Here is a 16,255-nt window from a genome sequence, read left to right as displayed (position 1 = left end):
TAACGGCAGCCTGCGTGATGAATGTCTGAACGTGCACTGGTTCCTGTCACTGGAAGATGCTCAGGAGAAGATCGAGCACTGGCGGCAGGAATATAACCAGTACCGGCCACATTCCTCGTTAAATAACCAGACTCCGGAAGAATTTATCCGAAGCCTGCAAACAGGGCCGGATCTCTGATTTACCCTGGCACCGATATTGGGAGGAGATCAAATGAAGAGTTGGATAAATACGAGAGTGGGCGCACTTTAGGGGAGGACTTAAGAGACTCAGTCAAGACGGCTTGCTCAGCTGTTTCTATAGTTGCGTCAAAACTTCCTGATTCGACTTCAAAGGCTAAAAAGCTTAATGATGGCTTTCGTGATGGTATTGAAGGTTATGGTTGGTACGTAGGCAATTACAGAATTGATCGTGAATAGAGGCTGTCAGTGATTGATCTGCCAGCCTCATCTTTAGTTAGAAATAGTTAGATTAGTTTCCTAGCCCCAGCTTTCACAGCCTCACCGGCCATAGCTCCCCCTTCTTGACCTGCTTGTTGAGCTTGAGCACCTCCCTTAATGAACCCTTCAGCAATGCCTCCAATTTTCACTCCAATCCAGCCCAGCATGCCCACCCAAAAAGCTGGGAACACCACATACATCATCCCCAGTACCAAATTCATGATCCATCCATCTCTTGGAGAGCTGAGGAAATCTGCGATAGGTTCACCTGAAGCAAGTCCGGTAGCAGCAAGGCTTGAGTACAAAATGGTTATCAGTTTGTCATCAAGCCAGCCAGCAAGCTCCCACCAGAACGTGATGAACTGCAGTGCAAACAGAGCAAATGATATAGTAACCACCGTTTTGGGCTCGTAGGCACTGAACATCATCAGCACAGGAATGACAGTAATAATCATCATCTGTAATAGCGCCTGTATCATCGGAAGCGCCTGTTTCAACGCATCGAAGCCAGGAAGTGCTTCTACCTGCTTCATGCCTAACCCAAAAGTAGAAGCCAGACGTGAGAGATTTCCGCCAATGCCTGACGCTGTGTCGTCTGCACCAGCCATATAGGTCACACCTCCGCCTGAAAGTCCGGCATTACGCGGGCTGACTATCCATCGAAGTACCACTTCCTCCCACTGCTGGCCTGGAAACTGCCTCTGTACTTCCTTACGCGTGTAATCACTGAAAGTGGCCAGCACACGAGTGCGCAGCCCGGATGAGCCATCTGACCACCACGTTTTACAGGTGGGATAGCCTCCCTGACCGGTGTCCGGATAGCCGCTGTCGCGCGCGCTGTCATAGGGCCACTGGCTCCTCGGGGTGGTGGCGGTGTAATAGTCATAATATCCAGACGCCTTCAGAAAATAGTCGCTGCCAATCCAGCCTACCGAGTTAATGGTGGCATCGCTGAGCTGGGTATTGCTGTTTTTAAGTCGGAAATATGCCCGGGAGTAGCACTGGTCGGCAAAGTCCTGCACCTCCTGCAGCAGTACCGGGTCACGCAGCTTGGTGTTCTGCACGTCAAAGCGCATCTGGCGCAGCTGTGTGCCGCAGGGAATAGACGCAATCATCGCCTGTGTGGTGCCCTTAGACATCATATGCAGCAGATACCACCATATGGGTACTTGGGCAGTACGTCCGTCAAAGTCGTTAACCAGTCCGCTGTAGCCGGAGTTTTGCGGCGTCGGGACGCTGATGCCACACTGCTTTGCCCTCGAACTGTCGAACTTGATGGTGCTGATATCCACCGGCAGGAGTGGAATACAGCAGAACAGCATCACCACGAACGAGACGTAAATAGCGTGCTCGATGCGCGGCATAGCCAGAAGCCCCTTGTTCCCCTCATCCGCACCTTCCTCCCGGACCTTCAGCCAGACGCCAAGCACTTTAAACACCAGCGGCAGGGCAAACAGCCCCGTGCTGCTGAGGATGGTCCACATGGCGTTATTCATTACCCAGCCAAAGAGGACCAGAAAGTATTCCAGATAACTGTTAGCAGTCATGGTCTTCTCCTTATGCCGTGCCGGTCCAGGCCACGCACTCTGTGGCCAGAATAAACAATAAGCCGAGCAGCTCGGTGCGCGGCATGCGGGCACGGACTTCCGGCCAGCGCCTCAGCAGTTGTGGGCGAACCTTCAAAAGCCAGGCTGCCGCGATGCCGGCATAAATCGTTAGTCGCCAGGCGAACAGCGCCCACCGGCTCTCATACAGCCAGCGGCGGGTCAGGTGGCCATCGGGGTCGTAGGCCATAAACACGGAAGCCAGGGCAAACATGCCAGCAGTAATCAGTACCAGGATGGATACCATCGTAATAAAGCGGCCCGTGCGGCCGCGGAACCATGCACGCTTCATGTCAGTTTGCTCCGGAAGACTGGGTCTGATTCATCTGGCCAAAGCCCTGGTCCTGGTTGCCGGACTTCTGCTGCAGCTGGTTGTCCTGGTTACGGGTTCCCTGGCGCGCGAGCGTGGTCAGCAGGCTGTTGCTACTGATGGACTTGCGAAGCTCCATTTCATTTCGCAGGGCATTCAGCTCCCGATCGAGCGCATCTACACGACGGTCACCTTCGGCTATCGCCTCTGGCTGTTCCGCTGCGTTGGGCTCGGATTCGCCCGTGGTCAGCATGCGCCGCATGGTCAACGCGGTTTCCACGGTGTCAGCCATCGCCAGTTCACCGGCCAGTCGCTGAACCAGCGCGACCCTGTCCGGGTCATCGCGCAGCGACTGGATGACGCCGCGCGTCACGACAAGACTGCCGGTTTTAAGGGCTGCGAGGTTATCAGCTGTTGGCTGCAGTTCTCCGCCGACCAGCTTGCCGAGCTGCTCAAGATTGGCTTTGGTGGCATCTTCCAGCACCGGCGAGAACCCTGTACCGGCAAGCGTGCTACCAGGCTGATTGTCTGAACCGCCGCTGGTGCACTCGCTGGTCTCACGGCAGGTACGAATGGAACGGTCGCCCAGTACTTTAACCACCGCTGCGGCGGCCGCATCGGACGTTGGCCATCGCTGACATACGGTGCCACTGCAGCCCGATGTGCTTACGCTGCTGTTACTTGTGACCGGCAGGCTGTTCATCATGTTGTATCCTGCCTTCGCGAGGTCCCGCGTCGGCTGAATGGCCTGCTGGCCTTTTCCGCCGCGTTTCTGACCTCCGACCCAGGTCACCCCCTCTTCACCGGTTGCTTTCTGCAGTTTCTGGTCGCTGGAGACGGCATCACCGCCGCTGGAGGCGACAATATCCTTGTACTCTTCGGAGACGGCGGCCTGTTGCCACTTACTCCCCAGCGTATAATCGGCAAGCTTTTTCGACATGTTCTGGCAGTTGAGCTGGGCTTTATCAAAACTGAGTCCCGCCTGCAAAACGCCGTTGGTGAGCATTTCATACAGTCCCGGATTCGCCCGCTGGATGGCCATTGCCGGCATGCTCATGACCGCGCCGGTTGCGCCCTGAATAACGTTACCCATCAGGTCCTTAAAACCACTGGTGACCCCGTTGAGCTGATTGCCCACGGTGGTTTTCAGGTCAAAGTTGCCGCACATGAGGTCGCTGCTCCAGCCGCTGTTCAGACCTAAACGTGACATGTTGCTGCGGCTTGGCGGCGGGGAAATGACCGATCCGCCCCCGATCGAATAGAACAAACCATCATTAATGGCGCCGCTGACCGAAGCGCCCCCTGATGACAGCGAGGTATCAACGGCCAGCGCCGGCATGGAGATAAGAGAAAAAAGCGTGCACGCCGCCACCAGGCGGAGTACAACCCGTGTCTGCTGTTGTTTCATAGGTTTATCCTCAGGAGAAATCGGTGCTGTAAAGGAAGGTCTGGCCACGGCGCTTGCAACAGCTGTAAGGTTGCCAGAGTGCCCAGGCGTAGTTGCCGTCTTCAGCAATCTGGCCATCAGTGTCCGGAAATACCGCACAGCTCTGCGAGAGCTGAGGAGATAGTCGCTGCCACTTGTGATTTTTGGTTCCCGTGTTTTCCTGTACCGGATCGGGTGGCCAGTAGCCTGGTGAACGCTGGCCTGTGAGCGGACTGTAGACGTGAAGCTGACCCTCCCGGGTGATGATATCGGCCACGCGCTGAACCACGATTGCCGCGGATTTGTAGCTGTCGGTCTGCGTGACAAAGCCGCCACGTGGATAAACGTTGCCCCACATCGTCCCGGATGTCGTACTGCCAATTTCACGCTGCCCCGGGATTAGGGCTTCCGGATAGAAGGATTCAGGCACGCCGGTGCGCCAGGCGAGCGCATCGAGAGCGCTCGTAAAATACGGCATAAAGGGTGTGGCGGCGCTGTCACAGGAGTAGCCCGACACCATGCCACCGATGAGTTTTGTCGCGGGATGACCGTATGCATCACCATAGTAAAAGTGCAGGTTCTGCTTGCGCTCGCCGGGCGCCTTCATTTCCTGGCGGCCGCCACCGGTCGGCACACCGGCCGCGCCGCCCAGAAGGGCGCTTTCGGCGCCGTCTGCCAGGCTGCTGACGGCAGACATTTCGGTCCAGGGATTGGCGCCGGGGCTCAGATAGGCCGACACCACGGCCTCAGGGATATAATGCGTCACCTTGACGGATGTCTTCACCGAGCAGCCGAACGGCGTGCAGAAAAGCCAGTAGCAGATACCGCTGATGCGCCAGCTGATGCAGTCCTGACTGGCGGCGCTGGAGAGCAGGCTGGCAGTATTGACACTGGCCATCGTGCCCGTGCAGGCCAGCAATGTGGCCAGCGCCAGACGGCGTGGGCGGGAGAATGACATTTTCACTGGGCTTTCTCCTTCCAGGCATTGAGCTGCTGCGTGGCTGTACCGACGTCGGTGGTGCCGTACACGACCCACCTGTCGTCAAACACCACGGCAGGGTACTTTTCCAGCCCCAGTGTCCAGGCGTGCGTGAGGCCGACGTAAGCGCCTGACAGTTCCTGCTGACGCTGCTGAAAGGCCTGTGAGCTGACGATCGCGCGCGCCTGCTGCTCAGCCTGCGCTGGATCTGCCGGCAGGGGCCCAAACATCTGCGCCTGAAGCCTGTCGGGCGCATCGAGCAGAACGACGGTGACCTCTGGCCCGGGATTGCCCGCGACCGGGTGGGCGCTGTCGGTGTAAATAACGGTACCGGCGCATGCACCGGCGGAAAGGAATAACGCTGTGAAGCAGCTGACGTTTAATTTCATGGAGAACACTCCCTGAGTGAATAACCCGCTCAGGGTGCGTTCAATATCGGGGCGGGTCAGTAATTAACTCTGAGCCCGTAACTGATATTTTTTCGCCACAACGTCTGGTTGACAGAACGGAAAAAGTGCACCGATATGTCAGGTGACAAACCGGGGGTTATGCACCGTTTCATTTCAGACACTACCACTGTTTTTGCGCCACTCAAGGTAGTCCAACTCCTTCATAAATCCGGCCGCAGCGGCGTTACGCTCGATGCTCCACCGCGTTTCACCTTCGTGAAGGAAAGGAAGCCAGTCAGAAGGGACAGGACTTTCACTGGAGGGTCCAGTTCCATATTCATAAAGGTCTTCCGTTTCAGTACAGTCCGGGGTAAATCTGGCGTACCAGAGGTCACTGTTTTCCCATGCCTGCATTCCCCAGGCAGCGAGTGCCTCTTCATCGGAATCTGTCGCACAGGCCAGGAACTGAACGACCCAGTCAGTTAAAGCGTCTTGCGTTGCCCCGGGCAAAAGCGACAAATAATGCGTTTTACACGCATCCAGCCACTGCTGCTCTGCGGAATCCTGCTGCTCATCCGTCAGCATATCGGATGCGTTCTCCTCAGATGAATACCATTCTTCCAGAGCCTGCTGCTCCCGCAACCGCTGAGCCTGGTTTTCACGGGTCTGCTCAATACCGGTGGCCACAACGCTGTTCCAGTCAGTTTCAGCCGGAGCAGCCTGGGCCGAACCGTTCAGCAGCTGATTAAGCAGACTGAGCCGGGAAATATCTTCCGGCTCTGACGGTGCGTTGACAGCGTCTTCAATGCCTTCGCGGCTGATTACGCCGGGCAGGCCCTTTTTCTCCCTCCCGGTGCTGGCCCGCTCTGTCAGATATCGCTCTCGCCAGGCCGTCCCGGTCGCGCGTTTACCCTCACCCTCCAGACTCGTGGTGTATTTCATCAGCCAGACATGAATGTAACGCTGGCGATCGGGCGCACACAGAATGCTGATATCATGAAAGCGCTGATAAAAAGCCTCGTCGTGGCCACAGTCCATGCTGTCACCTTCGTGTGCCACCTCATGCTCCGTCAGGCTGAACAGGAGACTAGCGGTCTGGAGCGCGTCGGATTTAAGCCGGCGCACAATATCGATGTTATAGGCAATATAAGTATCTCCATCCGTCCACGCATCGGCAGACGTAGACTCACCCAGCAGGATCTGAAAACGTTTGCCGCCATAAGAGCGTGACTGATAGCCAGACTCGCCCCCCGAGCACACGGCGGCATACTGGGCCAGGCACCAGCGCAGTGCTGTCCAAGCCCGACGCGTTTCCTTATCAAGCTGTTTTTCGCTGACCATCTGCGTGCGATCGATAAAGTTGGCGCTGAGGGTGTCAAAATCAACCAGCGCCAGGTCGGTCTGCCAGCCGGCACCCCATCGCTGTTGCCCGGGTAACTGTTCACGGAACGCCAGCAGGTTTGCGCGTACGCGGCTCAGGCATTCCATGAACTCATCCGGTTCAAAGCAGCCGAAGCGGGCGAGTGTGACGGGGTGCACTACGGGCGCGATACCGGCCCGGGCAATAATTTCCCCGCGCGGAACATCGCGTGCATACCGTACGAGGGTAAAACAGTTTTTGTCCGTTGCCGCCGGGTAATAGCGGCATTTACGGATGAAGTGCTCGAGCGTGACGTGACGTTTTCCGGGCAGGAGGGTGATGACCTCCTCACCGTTCATTAGCTTCTGGAGATCCCCCTCTCCTGCGAGCAGCGCGCGCGCCGTTTTCTCCCGTCGCGCTTCTGTTTTACGGTGCTTTCCCTGATTGTCTGAGAAATCGGCGGCAAGCTCGCCAAACCGGGCGGCAACGACTTTCCAGACAGGGCAGGTCTTGCGGAGGATTTCAGTCCGCGAGACGTTCAGCGCAAGAGGCTTTTTGCTGACGATGAGGCCGCCGGTACCCCAGATATGGCCAGGGTCGTGACGCACCAGAACACCCTGATTGTAAATCGACAGAGCGCCGTCTTCCCGGAGACGATACCAGGCCACATCGTCCTCCGCGTCCCATGTCTCTTTAGCCGGCTGGCGTGAAATCAGGGTACCATTGAGGCATACCGAGACGGGGGTATAGCGCACCAAGTCGCGTATTTCCTGAATGCACGACATGCGCTCCTGGCTGCTCAGCGGTTCATACCACTCCCCGCGGATACAGCAACCCGGCTCAATCTCCGCAATTTCCTCCAGGTCGTAGTGATATCCCATTACACGGGTATCAACCGACATCTGCCAGCGCTGCGATCGCCAGACTGTGCGGGCATGCGCCATAATCTGGCCGCGGCCCAGACGAAAGCGACCATAGGTCGCATCCCCTTCCTGGTGCGGCGTGCCAAAACGGCCAAAATAGCGCTTAACGTCATCATATGAAGTAAATCCGCGACCGTCATCGCGGCAAGAGAAGCCCTCCTGGGTAATATCGACAGTGACGGCGCCGGCGGCGGCATCCACGCTGTTCATGATCAATTCGATAACAGCTTTACCGATTGAACCGGCCTGACTGTAGATAATGTGATGAATAATTTGCGGATCGAGCTCAAAGGGATGGCGCATTTAAAGACTCCTTTTTATGGATAAATGTCCATTTTCTGGTAATGCGCGCAGGGTTAAATAAAGAACTGTGATTGCCATTGTGAAAGAATAGGTGGCACTGTTCAGACATGAGTCATGCCGGTGGAGAAAATGGAACTGAAAGACACGATTGCTGAATCGCTGGAAAGAAGGGGCTTATGGCGCCGTGCAGCCCAGCGCTGGCTGACCGTGCTGGATGATATTACTGACGATGCCGTACGCGAGGCCATCATCCGCCGTAGAGAGCACTGTCTGGGTCTCGCCGCCAATCTGTCACCAGATGGTCGGAGAAGCGAGACACGGCGACTATATAAGATCCAGAGTCGCTGCAATGATGGCTACTGACCTGGGGAGGGTCAATGGAAGGCATACATATTGATATTTGTGACGTGATTGCTGCGGATGATTATCGCATTGTTGAAAACGGACTGAATGGATTTAACGATAACACGACGGGTTACTGCGATCGGCAGCCCCTTGGTGTGATTGTCAGAGATAGCCACACCGGCAAAGCTCAGGGCGGGATGATCGGTCGCACTTCTCTGGGACTAATGTTTATCGACTTATTCTGGCTACAGCCGGAGTTACGTTCTCAGGGTTTGGGGAAGGAAATCCTTACACGATTCGAAAGCGAAGGTAAGAAACGAGGGTGCCTGGCGGGTGTACTTTACACGATTAGTTTTCAGGCACCAGAATTCTATAGAAAATATGGCTGGGAGGTGTTTGGTGAAATCAATTGTCAGCCTGAAGGTTCCAGCCGCATATTTATGAAAAAAACACTCTGAAATTTTCTGGAAAACGCGGGCTCTATGCCGCCCGCACCCGCAGCCTGCCTGACGGCCCGACAGCAAAAGTCGCTGTCTGGCCGTCAGGCAGGGCCGGTTTAATTACATGCTACTCCGCCTGTAACCCTGTCTATCTCTTTCAATACCCACAACAGATCGGTGGCATCCGGCACGCAGATATTCCAGCGTAGGCTGGCCCCGAACTCCGCCTCATTGGGCCATAGCGTATTTCCCGTGACGGTGATCAGAATATCGAGCGTTTTCTCATGAGCATCAGCCAGATGAACCGCTACACAACTGCGGCGGCCTACCCGGTGGGGATACACCGAGAGCAGTACGGGTTTGTCCAGACGGTTAATGATTTCCCGCTGCAGCAAATCCAGCGATACGCTGTCAGCCTGCCCGATTGAAGCCATTCCCTGAGGCGGAACGTTAAAAATGACAGAAGCGATCAGAGCCTTGTCCGGTACGACCATTGGCGGTGCCATAGTCAGTTTTTTCATGAATTCCCCTGTCAAATACTCAGTCCGCGATTTTCATCAAGTCGGCGCGCAACATGAAACGCAGCCTCAAGTTCACTGCAATTTAATTCGTTCATGATTTGCCGTCTCTCGGCTTTTTCCGGTTTTTCAGTCATCCCTAAAGCCAGATACAGACTGGGCGGAACTGCACGGAACAGGGCCTGGACTTTTTCTGAAAGTATGACCCCTTCGGTATATTTTCGCGGCACCTTGGTGGCAGAGAGCAGCATGACACGCTGTTCATCCGTGAGTGTCTTGAAACGGGCAATCTGCTCCACTTCCTGCGGAGGCATTACCAGACATATCCACCACTCCGCCATGTTCAGCATTTTTTTAGCCGTGTCCGGGAAATCCTCAAGGTTCTGAGTGAATATCCAGAGCCATGTCCCCAGCTTTCGCCACATTTTGGCAATTTTGGTGGCATAGGGACCCAACAGCGGGTTCGTGGTCACAATATGTCCCTCATCGATGGGTACAATGATATCCCTGTCGCTGTACTGGTCGCGCTCGGCGATATTGTTGATGGTGTTCAGCAGGGAAATAACGGCTACCGCCATTTGTGCTTCATAGCCCTCACGGGCCAGCGTACCCAGGTCAACGATTGTCACATCCGCCTCTGGCCATGGGGTGCCGGGACGGTTGAAGAGTTCACCTTCAAATCCTTCCGTGAACATCCGCAGCGCCTCTGACATCTCCTCTGCGCGGGAGCGACGCGCAGCGGTGCGTTTTTCGCGGCCGTCTTCACCGTGGCTAATATCCCGGGCAATATTCTGCAGTGCAAACATCAGGTCTTCAGGCAGCATCTGCCGGTCTTCATCATACGCGGTTCTGGCCGCAATCATGATGGCCTCACGTATCATGCCGCGGTCTGCGCGCGTTAACCTGGATTCTTCAGCAGCTTCTCCACCGGTAATCATCAGCCGGGCAGCAATTTCCATCTCTCCCAGCACATCCCGCTCTTCATCTTTATCTTCATCATCAATATCAGGAAGCGCGTCTTCACTGATGATGAGCGCGTCCGGTTTCACCTGCATCAGCAAATGAGAATCTCCGAACGGCGCAAGCGAGATGACTTTTCCGGGCTTGATGCTCACCCGGTGAACGCTGAGGCCGAGAGACGCGCAGTAATCACCAAAAAGTCCGAAGCTGTTGCCCGCTTCAATCAGAAAAATACGGGGGCGATAAATGGCCATCATCTGCGCAAGCTTAACAAGTGCCGTTGCAGACTTACCTGCACCGGTGGGCCCGAACAGCATCAGGTGGGCATTCTGCGTACGATCATTCCTGTTCAGTGGGTCGACCGAAAGGGGTCCGCCTCCCCGGTTAAAGAACGTGAAGCCGGGGTTGCCGGTGCCGGTATCTCGTCCATACACCGGTACCAGACAGGCAAAATGCTGCACGAACATTAGCCGGGTATACCAGTTGTGACGGTCCTGCGCCGGATTGAAGCACATGGGTAAGGCGCGCATATAGGTACTCAACGGACCGATATCATGCTCAGGGTTTACCGGTTCCAGCCCGCAGTTGAGCAGCTTACTGCTGAGATCGAGATAGCGCCGATCAAGTGAAGGCAGATCCCGCGCTTTGATAAGCAGCGTAACGGCGGCGCGATAAAGCTTATGTTTATTGCCCAGGTAGGTACGTGCCGTGGCGGCGTCTTCACGCGCGCGAAGGGAATCCACGTTTTCACCCATTGAATCGCGGCTCAGGCGGGCAAATGTCTCCTCCAGTTTATCCTGCGGATGGATCACCAGAGTCAGGGTCAGCACCGTCCCCTCCGGCAGCAGATCCATGATGGCATTGATATTATCACCACGTTTTACCTCTCCGGTCAGATGTCCGGTGGAAGGGGCGTTGCGCAGTCTGGCAACGGGGACGGCCTTGTGCGCCACATCATCGAACCACCATACGCCTTTCTCCCCGTCGCTGCGGGGGCGGGTAAACCACAGGCTTTCACTGAAATCATTTAGCAACGGCAGCTCGCCGGGCGCATCGTCGGTGTGTTTTGCGCAGCGGTACAGCGTGGCCTTGTCTACCCATTTCGGATCCGGATTGAACCAGCGCAGTAGCCAGCTGTGGATCTGCTCTCCATTCTGACGCTGACACCGAATTCCGGCGCCACTCAGTGCGGAAGTCAGTCGATCGCATACCTGTTTGAGCAGTACTTCAGGCGCCATCGGGTCACGGTATGGAGATTCAACCCAGCGGTAGATCACCATTCGGGTTCGCCTGATCTGACCGCGCCAGGGCGCACCGGTCACCGCATCATCTACGAAGAGTCCCTTTTCACTGGCCACGTTCTGCAAATGACGGGCCTGCTCGCTGAGCCAGGCTTCCGTAAATGCGGTTCCCTGCGCACCAGGTTTGACATAACCCCGGATATTATCCATGTAGGCAGTCAAATCTGATTCATCCTGGCAATAGAACTGTACTACCCACTGATGGGCATCCAGCTCCGGGAGACTGTCCTGCAGGGCGTTTTCCACCACGTCGCGAATTTCGTCGAGTCGCGAATCCGGACGCCCCTCGGTTCCGACCGGAATGATTTCGTAAACGGCGCCTACCGAAACGCCGTCATCGAGGAGGATGCACTCGTGCGCCGGGAGATATTCTCCCCATGGGATGTGATCGATAATGGACGGGGCTGTACTGTACAGGGTCGCTTCATCACGGCGGGTCAGACGTCCTTCGCGGGTCAGCGGCTCATGTCCGTTAACAGAAAACGGGCCGTCACCGTACTGGTGCGGTGCCTCAGCTTCCGCCCTGCGACGGAAAAGTGAAAAAGCCATTACAAATCCTCCGTGCGCTCGCCGGGCAACGCGTACTGTACCTGGCTGTAAAAAGGAAAGACGGTGCTGTAACCGGGCACTGGCGTATTGCCCTCAGCGAGATGCGGGAAGACGTACATCACCATGTCGGGATTAGGCAGGCGAGGAAACGTCTGCTGGATTTCGTTTTCCTGCGTGCGGCTGTAACTTTCACGAGTCTGCTGAGCGATCGTCCGCTCAGAGTCCGTCACGGGCCGGCGCAGGGTGGTACGACTTTCTCCCGTGGCGTGGGAGGCGGAGGCGCCATCGTTCCACAGCTCGAGCATAGAGCTGTCACCGGGCGGCAGCATCTCATCCTTTGACGTGCTGCAGCCGGCCAGCAGAAGGGGCAGCAAAAATATCAGAGGTAACATACGGTGGTATTTAGCGGTTTGCATGGTCTTCCTCCGTTGTTTCAGCCCCGGTTATCACAGCAGACACCTGTATCACCCGTCCATCCGGAAGGGAATAACGCACATCTTTGCGTTCCCGTGCCAGTTTCTGACCTACCGCGAAAATGGCGCAGTCCGTCACATCGTGGTGAATCCCCTCCCACTTTCCGTTGTCTTTGCGGACAAAGCCCGCATAAAGTCTTCCACCGAGTGGGGTATACCCCACCCTGTATTCTAAATGGGTGTTTTGCATTGAATTCCCCGTCAGTCCATTCCTGTGCCATTACCGGCAAGGCTGAAGTCATATTTAACCTTGCGGCCTTTTTCTTCATAATCGATGGCCAGCTGGCGCGTGATATGTAAAGCGACCTTCTGACCAGGTGGGACATAGATGGCGTCGAAGGTCTGTCCGTAGCGGGCTTTAACCCAGTCGATCGTTTCCCTCATACCACCTGAGAGCGCTTTGCCCAGCACGGCCTGACCGGCATCACCGGTGAGAGACGAAGTCACGCCACCGTAGGCGTTGGTCTGGGTGGTATTCTGGTTCTGCGCAAATGCGTCACCCGCAGCTCCCGCGGCGGCAAGCCCTGCGATGGTCGGCAGGTAGGTTGAGGCGTTGCTTTTACGCGTACCGGAGATGCATGGAATGCCGTTATCGTCTGAAAGCCATCCGATGCTGCTGTTATTGCCGTTCGCATTACCACTGTTCTGGGTGCCGCCACTGTTCTGGCCATCGGGAGAAGGCAGCGTTCTGACGGTACCGTCGGTAAAGACAAACGTAATGCTGGTAATGGAGCCGCGCACGCAGGACAGCGTCCAGTCACCAGTGGCGGTCCCGGATACAATAGCGCCCTGCACGTCGGGCAGTTCGATGCCATTAGCCGTCAGGTTGTCTTTACCAATCATGACTTTAAAGGGATAGGGATCCGTGACTTTGCCATCAATCGGAATACGCCCCAGGAGTGCTGTCATCGCGCGGCTCCCGACCAGCGTTGAGTTCTCCGGTAGCGTATAGACTGGATCGGTGGCCTTTTGTGCATCCGTGAGTTGAGTCTGCACCGCTGCGGCAGTATTGCCGGCAGCCTGTTTTCCCGCCTGACCCACATCACCAAACGATGTGGCAAACGAGACACCACCTCCTGTCGTGGGCTGCTCAACAGAGGGAAGGTCTGCCAGAGCCTGTCCGGCAGACATTAATCCTGAAAGCAGTAGCCCCGTCCGCGCAAAAGCAGAGTGGTAAAACCTGAGTAACTTGGATTTCATTGATTTATCCTTTCAGTGGAAAAACAGAAAGAGCATCGACAGGTAAAGCACGACCAGCCTGACGGCGAGCTCATTGAACTGACGGAACGTCACGGATTTTGATACGACCCCGCGATATGCCTGAACCAGCGCCCAGGCGCAGAAAAGCAGAATTACGACCGCAAGCGTGCCGAGAATGAGAGTATTCAGCTGCCCAGGAGTCAGGCTGCTGCCGGTCCCCGCGCTCCAGCCGTTCAGTTGCGCACCGTTCATCGCCATGCGGGTTCCTCAGCACGATACTGGCCGGTAACTGAGGACTGGCGGGATGCAGGCTGTGCCCGAGAAGGTTCAAGATAGGTCGATATACCCTGCTTCATGGTGGAGATGTCGCGCGTTGCCTGCTGGTAATCGAAATAAAAACGGGCATCCTGGGTCTGATTGGCCACCACACGCGCCCGGTCCAGACCGGCCTGCACCTGATCCAACTGACGTAAAACCTGCGCCAGCTCGTCTTTCTCTGATGCATGGCACTGCAGAACGGGAAGTGTGGCTATCAGCAGTACAATGAGTTTTCTGGTGTGACGCATGGGGATCTCCCGGTTAACTGGTCGTCGGGAGATTGACGTAAAGGGGAAAGCCTTACAGCAGGAAATTCTTAATGCTAATGTGAAGAAAAACAGCATGACGTGTTTTGATGCTTCTGACCGTTAACATCTAAATAATCTCGGTATAGGTGCGTAATTGCTATGTGACCTGACTAACCGTTTGCATTTTATTTGACCATCGCCAACAAAAATGCAATCAGGTTGACAGGCAGCTATGAGCGATCAGCAGACGTTTGCTGATGACCACTGAGTGTTTTTTTATCATTTAGAACATAACATCCCTATGCCTTAACAACGTGAAGTTAAGGAAGTTCCTTGTACATGAAAACACTTAGCGGGTCTGCTGCATATGGGGGGAATGCATCGCATATCTTGAAACCGCAGTTGCGATACAATGCTATCGCCGGGAGCTGGTGAATCCCTGTTTCGAGCCGTAATAGGAACGAATTTTTTTCTGAAGCAATTGTCTCAATTGCACTGAGTATCTGTTCTCCGAGCTTCCTGCCCCGGTATTGCGGTCGAATATATACCCGTTTGATCTCAGCTGACCCATCTGCCTGAAAGAGTAAAGCACCACAACCCGCAGGAGTTCCGCCTTCATCATGCACGATGACGCACCGGAGTTGCTCTTCATTGACTGTTGAAAGGTCTAAGCAGTGATTACTTTCTGCAGGATACAATTCGCTCTGAAAGGCATCGAGCTCGCTGACGAGCCTAGCCAGTTCAGAATCACCTTTATCTACTTCTGAAATGCTGAACATTCGCTATCCTCGATTTATTTATCAACCGATGAATCTAACATACTGTTCCATCTATGACTGTTTTAAGCATTTAAAAGAGGGGCCGAGCGGAGCTTCCTCTTTTGGCACTCATGTCGTAGGCAAAGCTACAAGGGCAGCAGTGAGCGATCAACGGATATTGTTAACAGCGTTCTGTGTGAATCAAAGGGGAGCAGGTCATGACCTCACTAAATAGGGTGACAAAAAGTCCTCTACTTCTTGTTTGCCAAGACCTAACGTGAAACTGATACCTGCATTCTTTAATATATTGAGCCCTTCACCCCTATTTCTAGGGTGAGGATCTTCTAAAGCTACATAGACATGTCTTGGCTTCAACTCTGCAAGTGTTAATGCACATGATGGGGTTCTTCCCTGGAAAGAGCAGGGTTCAAGCGTGACAAAGATTTCACATTCCCTAATTGGAAACTTTAGTCTAGAAATTGCATCTATTTCAGCATGATTATGGCCTGGGGATCGTGTGTATCCCTTCGAGACCACATCTCCTTTATGAACAATCACGCACCCTACCGGTGGATTAGGCCTGCATTCTGGTAATGCCTGGCGGGAGTGCTCAAGCGCCAACAACATGAATTTCAGTTCTTCACTCATCCACTGTCCGTCTTCTTGCGTAAGTCATTTACTGTCTGTTTTAAGGATTCTGATAATAATGTCTACAAACAAATAGCCTACGAGCGTATAAGCATCCGTACCTGCTTACCATGGTAGTTAACATACCCTTGAAACTCGAAACCAAAATGTTCAGCGAGATAATTTGAGCGTTTATTTTCTTCGTCAATGATACAGCACACTGGAGAGGAAAATGTCTGATCGGCCCAAAGTAAAATTGCTGTCAGTGCTTCAGACGCATAACCCTTTCCCCTGACTTCGGGAATTAACGTCCATCCAGCTTCAGGGTATTTTAGCGCAGGGATGATATCGCGATGGGCATCTTGAAAGCCAAATGCACCTATGTAACGATTTGTTGTTTTTTCAATAACTGCCCAGTAGCCATAACTTAATGCATGCCAGTGCCCGATATAGCGTAGTAAGCGTGACCAAACGATTTCTGCCGTTGGATTCTCACCGCCATTAATTCTAGCCATCTCAGGAGTAGCCCAGCTCGCCATAAGCTCTGGAAAATCGCCGAGCGCAAATTGCCTTAAAATCAGTCGGGCTGTTTCAAGTTGAGGCGCTTGCTGAGCAGTCATCACTTCCCCCCAATCGTAGCTTTTCAATGCAGTTGCTATACCACCATGCATGGTTCATCTCTCCCGAGCAACTACAACAATTTCCGCTTTTGGCACACAGCAGCCAGTCAAGCAATGCCATGTTTACCTCCTCAACATTGGTGGCGATGGTCAGGTAAAATGCAAA

Annotated in this window: 18 protein-coding genes and 1 pseudogene; 3 read left to right on the top strand and 16 right to left on the bottom strand. The window is 54.6% G+C overall.

What is annotated here, in order from left to right; translation table 11 throughout:
• On the top strand, positions 1-178 hold a 178-nt coding region (locus GS12_RS23490), incomplete at its 5' end, for an integrase core domain-containing protein (protein WP_152601427.1).
• Positions 179-464: 286 nt separating this feature from the next.
• Here the strand turns inward: GS12_RS23490 and GS12_RS16615 are convergent.
• The 6 genes from GS12_RS16615 to GS12_RS16590 all read right to left on the bottom strand — a co-directional run bounded on the left by GS12_RS16615 (position 465) and on the right by GS12_RS16590 (position 7,732).
• Entirely contained in the window at positions 465-1,985 is a 1,521-nt protein-coding gene (locus GS12_RS16615; RefSeq protein WP_034948958.1) for a conjugal transfer protein TraG N-terminal domain-containing protein, read from the bottom strand.
• Positions 1,986-1,995: 10 nt separating this feature from the next.
• The gene (locus GS12_RS16610; RefSeq protein ID WP_034948956.1) at positions 1,996-2,334 is read right to left on the bottom strand and encodes a hypothetical protein; all 339 of its coding nucleotides are present in this window, start codon (positions 2,332-2,334) and stop codon (positions 1,996-1,998) included.
• A 1-nt stretch (position 2,335) separates the two neighbouring features.
• A complete protein-coding gene (locus GS12_RS16605) occupies positions 2,336-3,691 on the bottom strand; it encodes an integrating conjugative element protein (RefSeq protein ID WP_200884535.1) in 1,356 nt (451 codons plus the stop codon).
• A gap of 79 nt (positions 3,692-3,770) precedes the next feature.
• Positions 3,771-4,736: a TIGR03756 family integrating conjugative element protein gene (locus GS12_RS16600; RefSeq protein ID WP_407637865.1), complete on the bottom strand. Its 966-nt coding sequence runs from the start codon at positions 4,734-4,736 to the stop codon at positions 3,771-3,773.
• Positions 4,737-4,738: 2 nt separating this feature from the next.
• The gene (locus GS12_RS16595) at positions 4,739-5,146 is read right to left on the bottom strand and encodes a TIGR03757 family integrating conjugative element protein (RefSeq protein WP_034948952.1); all 408 of its coding nucleotides are present in this window, start codon (positions 5,144-5,146) and stop codon (positions 4,739-4,741) included.
• Positions 5,147-5,320: 174 nt separating this feature from the next.
• The gene (locus GS12_RS16590; protein ID WP_034948949.1) at positions 5,321-7,732 is read right to left on the bottom strand and encodes an ATP-binding protein; all 2,412 of its coding nucleotides are present in this window, start codon (positions 7,730-7,732) and stop codon (positions 5,321-5,323) included.
• Between the two features lie 129 nt (positions 7,733-7,861).
• Between GS12_RS16590 and GS12_RS16585 the strand changes: the two genes are divergently transcribed.
• Positions 7,862-8,095 (top strand): PerC family transcriptional regulator, encoded by a 234-nt coding sequence (locus GS12_RS16585; RefSeq protein ID WP_034948974.1) that lies wholly within the window; start codon positions 7,862-7,864, stop codon positions 8,093-8,095.
• 14 nt (positions 8,096-8,109) lie between these two features.
• The gene (locus GS12_RS16580) at positions 8,110-8,535 is read left to right on the top strand and encodes a GNAT family N-acetyltransferase (RefSeq protein WP_034948947.1); all 426 of its coding nucleotides are present in this window, start codon (positions 8,110-8,112) and stop codon (positions 8,533-8,535) included.
• A gap of 98 nt (positions 8,536-8,633) precedes the next feature.
• Here GS12_RS16580 and GS12_RS16575 read toward each other — a convergent pair whose 3' ends face one another.
• From GS12_RS16575 to GS12_RS16535, 10 genes and pseudogenes are all read right to left on the bottom strand, one after another.
• Positions 8,634-9,038, bottom strand: coding sequence for a hypothetical protein (locus tag GS12_RS16575; RefSeq protein WP_034948945.1), 405 nt, complete (start codon positions 9,036-9,038; stop codon positions 8,634-8,636).
• An 11-nt stretch (positions 9,039-9,049) separates the two neighbouring features.
• Positions 9,050-11,845, bottom strand: a complete 2,796-nt coding sequence (locus tag GS12_RS16570; RefSeq protein WP_034948942.1) for a conjugative transfer ATPase — start codon at positions 11,843-11,845, stop codon at positions 9,050-9,052.
• A complete protein-coding gene (locus GS12_RS16565) occupies positions 11,845-12,261 on the bottom strand; it encodes a TIGR03751 family conjugal transfer lipoprotein (protein WP_034948940.1) in 417 nt (138 codons plus the stop codon). Before GS12_RS16565 ends, GS12_RS16570 begins: the two co-directional genes overlap by 1 nt.
• The gene (locus GS12_RS16560) at positions 12,248-12,508 is read right to left on the bottom strand and encodes a DUF7446 family protein (RefSeq protein WP_034948938.1); all 261 of its coding nucleotides are present in this window, start codon (positions 12,506-12,508) and stop codon (positions 12,248-12,250) included. The genes GS12_RS16565 and GS12_RS16560 overlap by 14 nt, the downstream gene beginning before the upstream one ends.
• Positions 12,509-12,519: 11 nt before the next feature.
• A pseudogene (locus GS12_RS16555) lies at positions 12,520-13,389 on the bottom strand (TIGR03752 family integrating conjugative element protein); the annotation flags it as partial.
• 141 nt (positions 13,390-13,530) lie between these two features.
• On the bottom strand, positions 13,531-13,776 hold the full coding sequence (locus GS12_RS16550; protein WP_034948937.1) for a TIGR03758 family integrating conjugative element protein: 246 nt from the start codon (positions 13,774-13,776) through the stop codon (positions 13,531-13,533).
• Positions 13,767-14,084 (bottom strand): integrative conjugative element protein, RAQPRD family, encoded by a 318-nt coding sequence (locus tag GS12_RS16545; protein ID WP_034948935.1) that lies wholly within the window; start codon positions 14,082-14,084, stop codon positions 13,767-13,769. The genes GS12_RS16550 and GS12_RS16545 overlap by 10 nt, the downstream gene beginning before the upstream one ends.
• Before the next feature lie 320 nt (positions 14,085-14,404).
• Positions 14,405-14,863: a GNAT family N-acetyltransferase gene (locus tag GS12_RS16540; RefSeq protein ID WP_034948932.1), complete on the bottom strand. Its 459-nt coding sequence runs from the start codon at positions 14,861-14,863 to the stop codon at positions 14,405-14,407.
• A 195-nt stretch (positions 14,864-15,058) separates the two neighbouring features.
• Positions 15,059-15,490, bottom strand: a complete 432-nt coding sequence (locus GS12_RS23485) for a bifunctional diaminohydroxyphosphoribosylaminopyrimidine deaminase/5-amino-6-(5-phosphoribosylamino)uracil reductase RibD (RefSeq protein ID WP_072016910.1) — start codon at positions 15,488-15,490, stop codon at positions 15,059-15,061.
• Between the two features lie 77 nt (positions 15,491-15,567).
• On the bottom strand, positions 15,568-16,089 hold the full coding sequence (locus GS12_RS16535; RefSeq protein WP_034948970.1) for a GNAT family N-acetyltransferase: 522 nt from the start codon (positions 16,087-16,089) through the stop codon (positions 15,568-15,570).
• Positions 16,090-16,255 lie beyond the last annotated feature (166 nt).

It is taken from the genome of Erwinia oleae, assembly GCF_000770305.1.
GTDB classification, from domain to species: Bacteria; Pseudomonadota; Gammaproteobacteria; order Enterobacterales; family Enterobacteriaceae; genus Erwinia; species Erwinia oleae.
This window is presented reverse-complemented; position numbering and strand designations above follow the sequence as displayed.

What these genes read in the sequence shown, in the direction of transcription:
- GS12_RS16615 (WP_034948958.1), bottom strand. Translation starts at nt 1,985, where the DNA reads ATGACTGCTAACAGTTATCTGGAATACTTTCTGGTCCTCTTTGGCTGG.
- GS12_RS16610 (WP_034948956.1), bottom strand. Translation starts at nt 2,334, where the DNA reads ATGAAGCGTGCATGGTTCCGCGGCCGCACGGGCCGCTTTATTACGATG.
- GS12_RS16605 (WP_200884535.1), bottom strand. Translation starts at nt 3,691, where the DNA reads ATGCCGGCGCTGGCCGTTGATACCTCGCTGTCATCAGGGGGCGCTTCG.
- GS12_RS16600 (WP_407637865.1), bottom strand. Translation starts at nt 4,736, where the DNA reads ATGTCATTCTCCCGCCCACGCCGTCTGGCGCTGGCCACATTGCTGGCC.
- GS12_RS16595 (WP_034948952.1), bottom strand. Translation starts at nt 5,146, where the DNA reads ATGAAATTAAACGTCAGCTGCTTCACAGCGTTATTCCTTTCCGCCGGT.
- GS12_RS16590 (WP_034948949.1), bottom strand. Translation starts at nt 7,732, where the DNA reads ATGCGCCATCCCTTTGAGCTCGATCCGCAAATTATTCATCACATTATC.
- GS12_RS16585 (WP_034948974.1), top strand. Translation starts at nt 7,862, where the DNA reads ATGGAACTGAAAGACACGATTGCTGAATCGCTGGAAAGAAGGGGCTTA.
- GS12_RS16580 (WP_034948947.1), top strand. Translation starts at nt 8,110, where the DNA reads ATGGAAGGCATACATATTGATATTTGTGACGTGATTGCTGCGGATGAT.
- GS12_RS16575 (WP_034948945.1), bottom strand. Translation starts at nt 9,038, where the DNA reads ATGAAAAAACTGACTATGGCACCGCCAATGGTCGTACCGGACAAGGCT.
- GS12_RS16570 (WP_034948942.1), bottom strand. Translation starts at nt 11,845, where the DNA reads ATGGCTTTTTCACTTTTCCGTCGCAGGGCGGAAGCTGAGGCACCGCAC.
- GS12_RS16565 (WP_034948940.1), bottom strand. Translation starts at nt 12,261, where the DNA reads ATGCAAACCGCTAAATACCACCGTATGTTACCTCTGATATTTTTGCTG.
- GS12_RS16560 (WP_034948938.1), bottom strand. Translation starts at nt 12,508, where the DNA reads ATGCAAAACACCCATTTAGAATACAGGGTGGGGTATACCCCACTCGGT.
- GS12_RS16550 (WP_034948937.1), bottom strand. Translation starts at nt 13,776, where the DNA reads ATGGCGATGAACGGTGCGCAACTGAACGGCTGGAGCGCGGGGACCGGC.
- GS12_RS16545 (WP_034948935.1), bottom strand. Translation starts at nt 14,084, where the DNA reads ATGCGTCACACCAGAAAACTCATTGTACTGCTGATAGCCACACTTCCC.
- GS12_RS16540 (WP_034948932.1), bottom strand. Translation starts at nt 14,863, where the DNA reads ATGTTCAGCATTTCAGAAGTAGATAAAGGTGATTCTGAACTGGCTAGG.
- GS12_RS23485 (WP_072016910.1), bottom strand. Translation starts at nt 15,490, where the DNA reads ATGAGTGAAGAACTGAAATTCATGTTGTTGGCGCTTGAGCACTCCCGC.
- GS12_RS16535 (WP_034948970.1), bottom strand. Translation starts at nt 16,089, where the DNA reads ATGACTGCTCAGCAAGCGCCTCAACTTGAAACAGCCCGACTGATTTTA.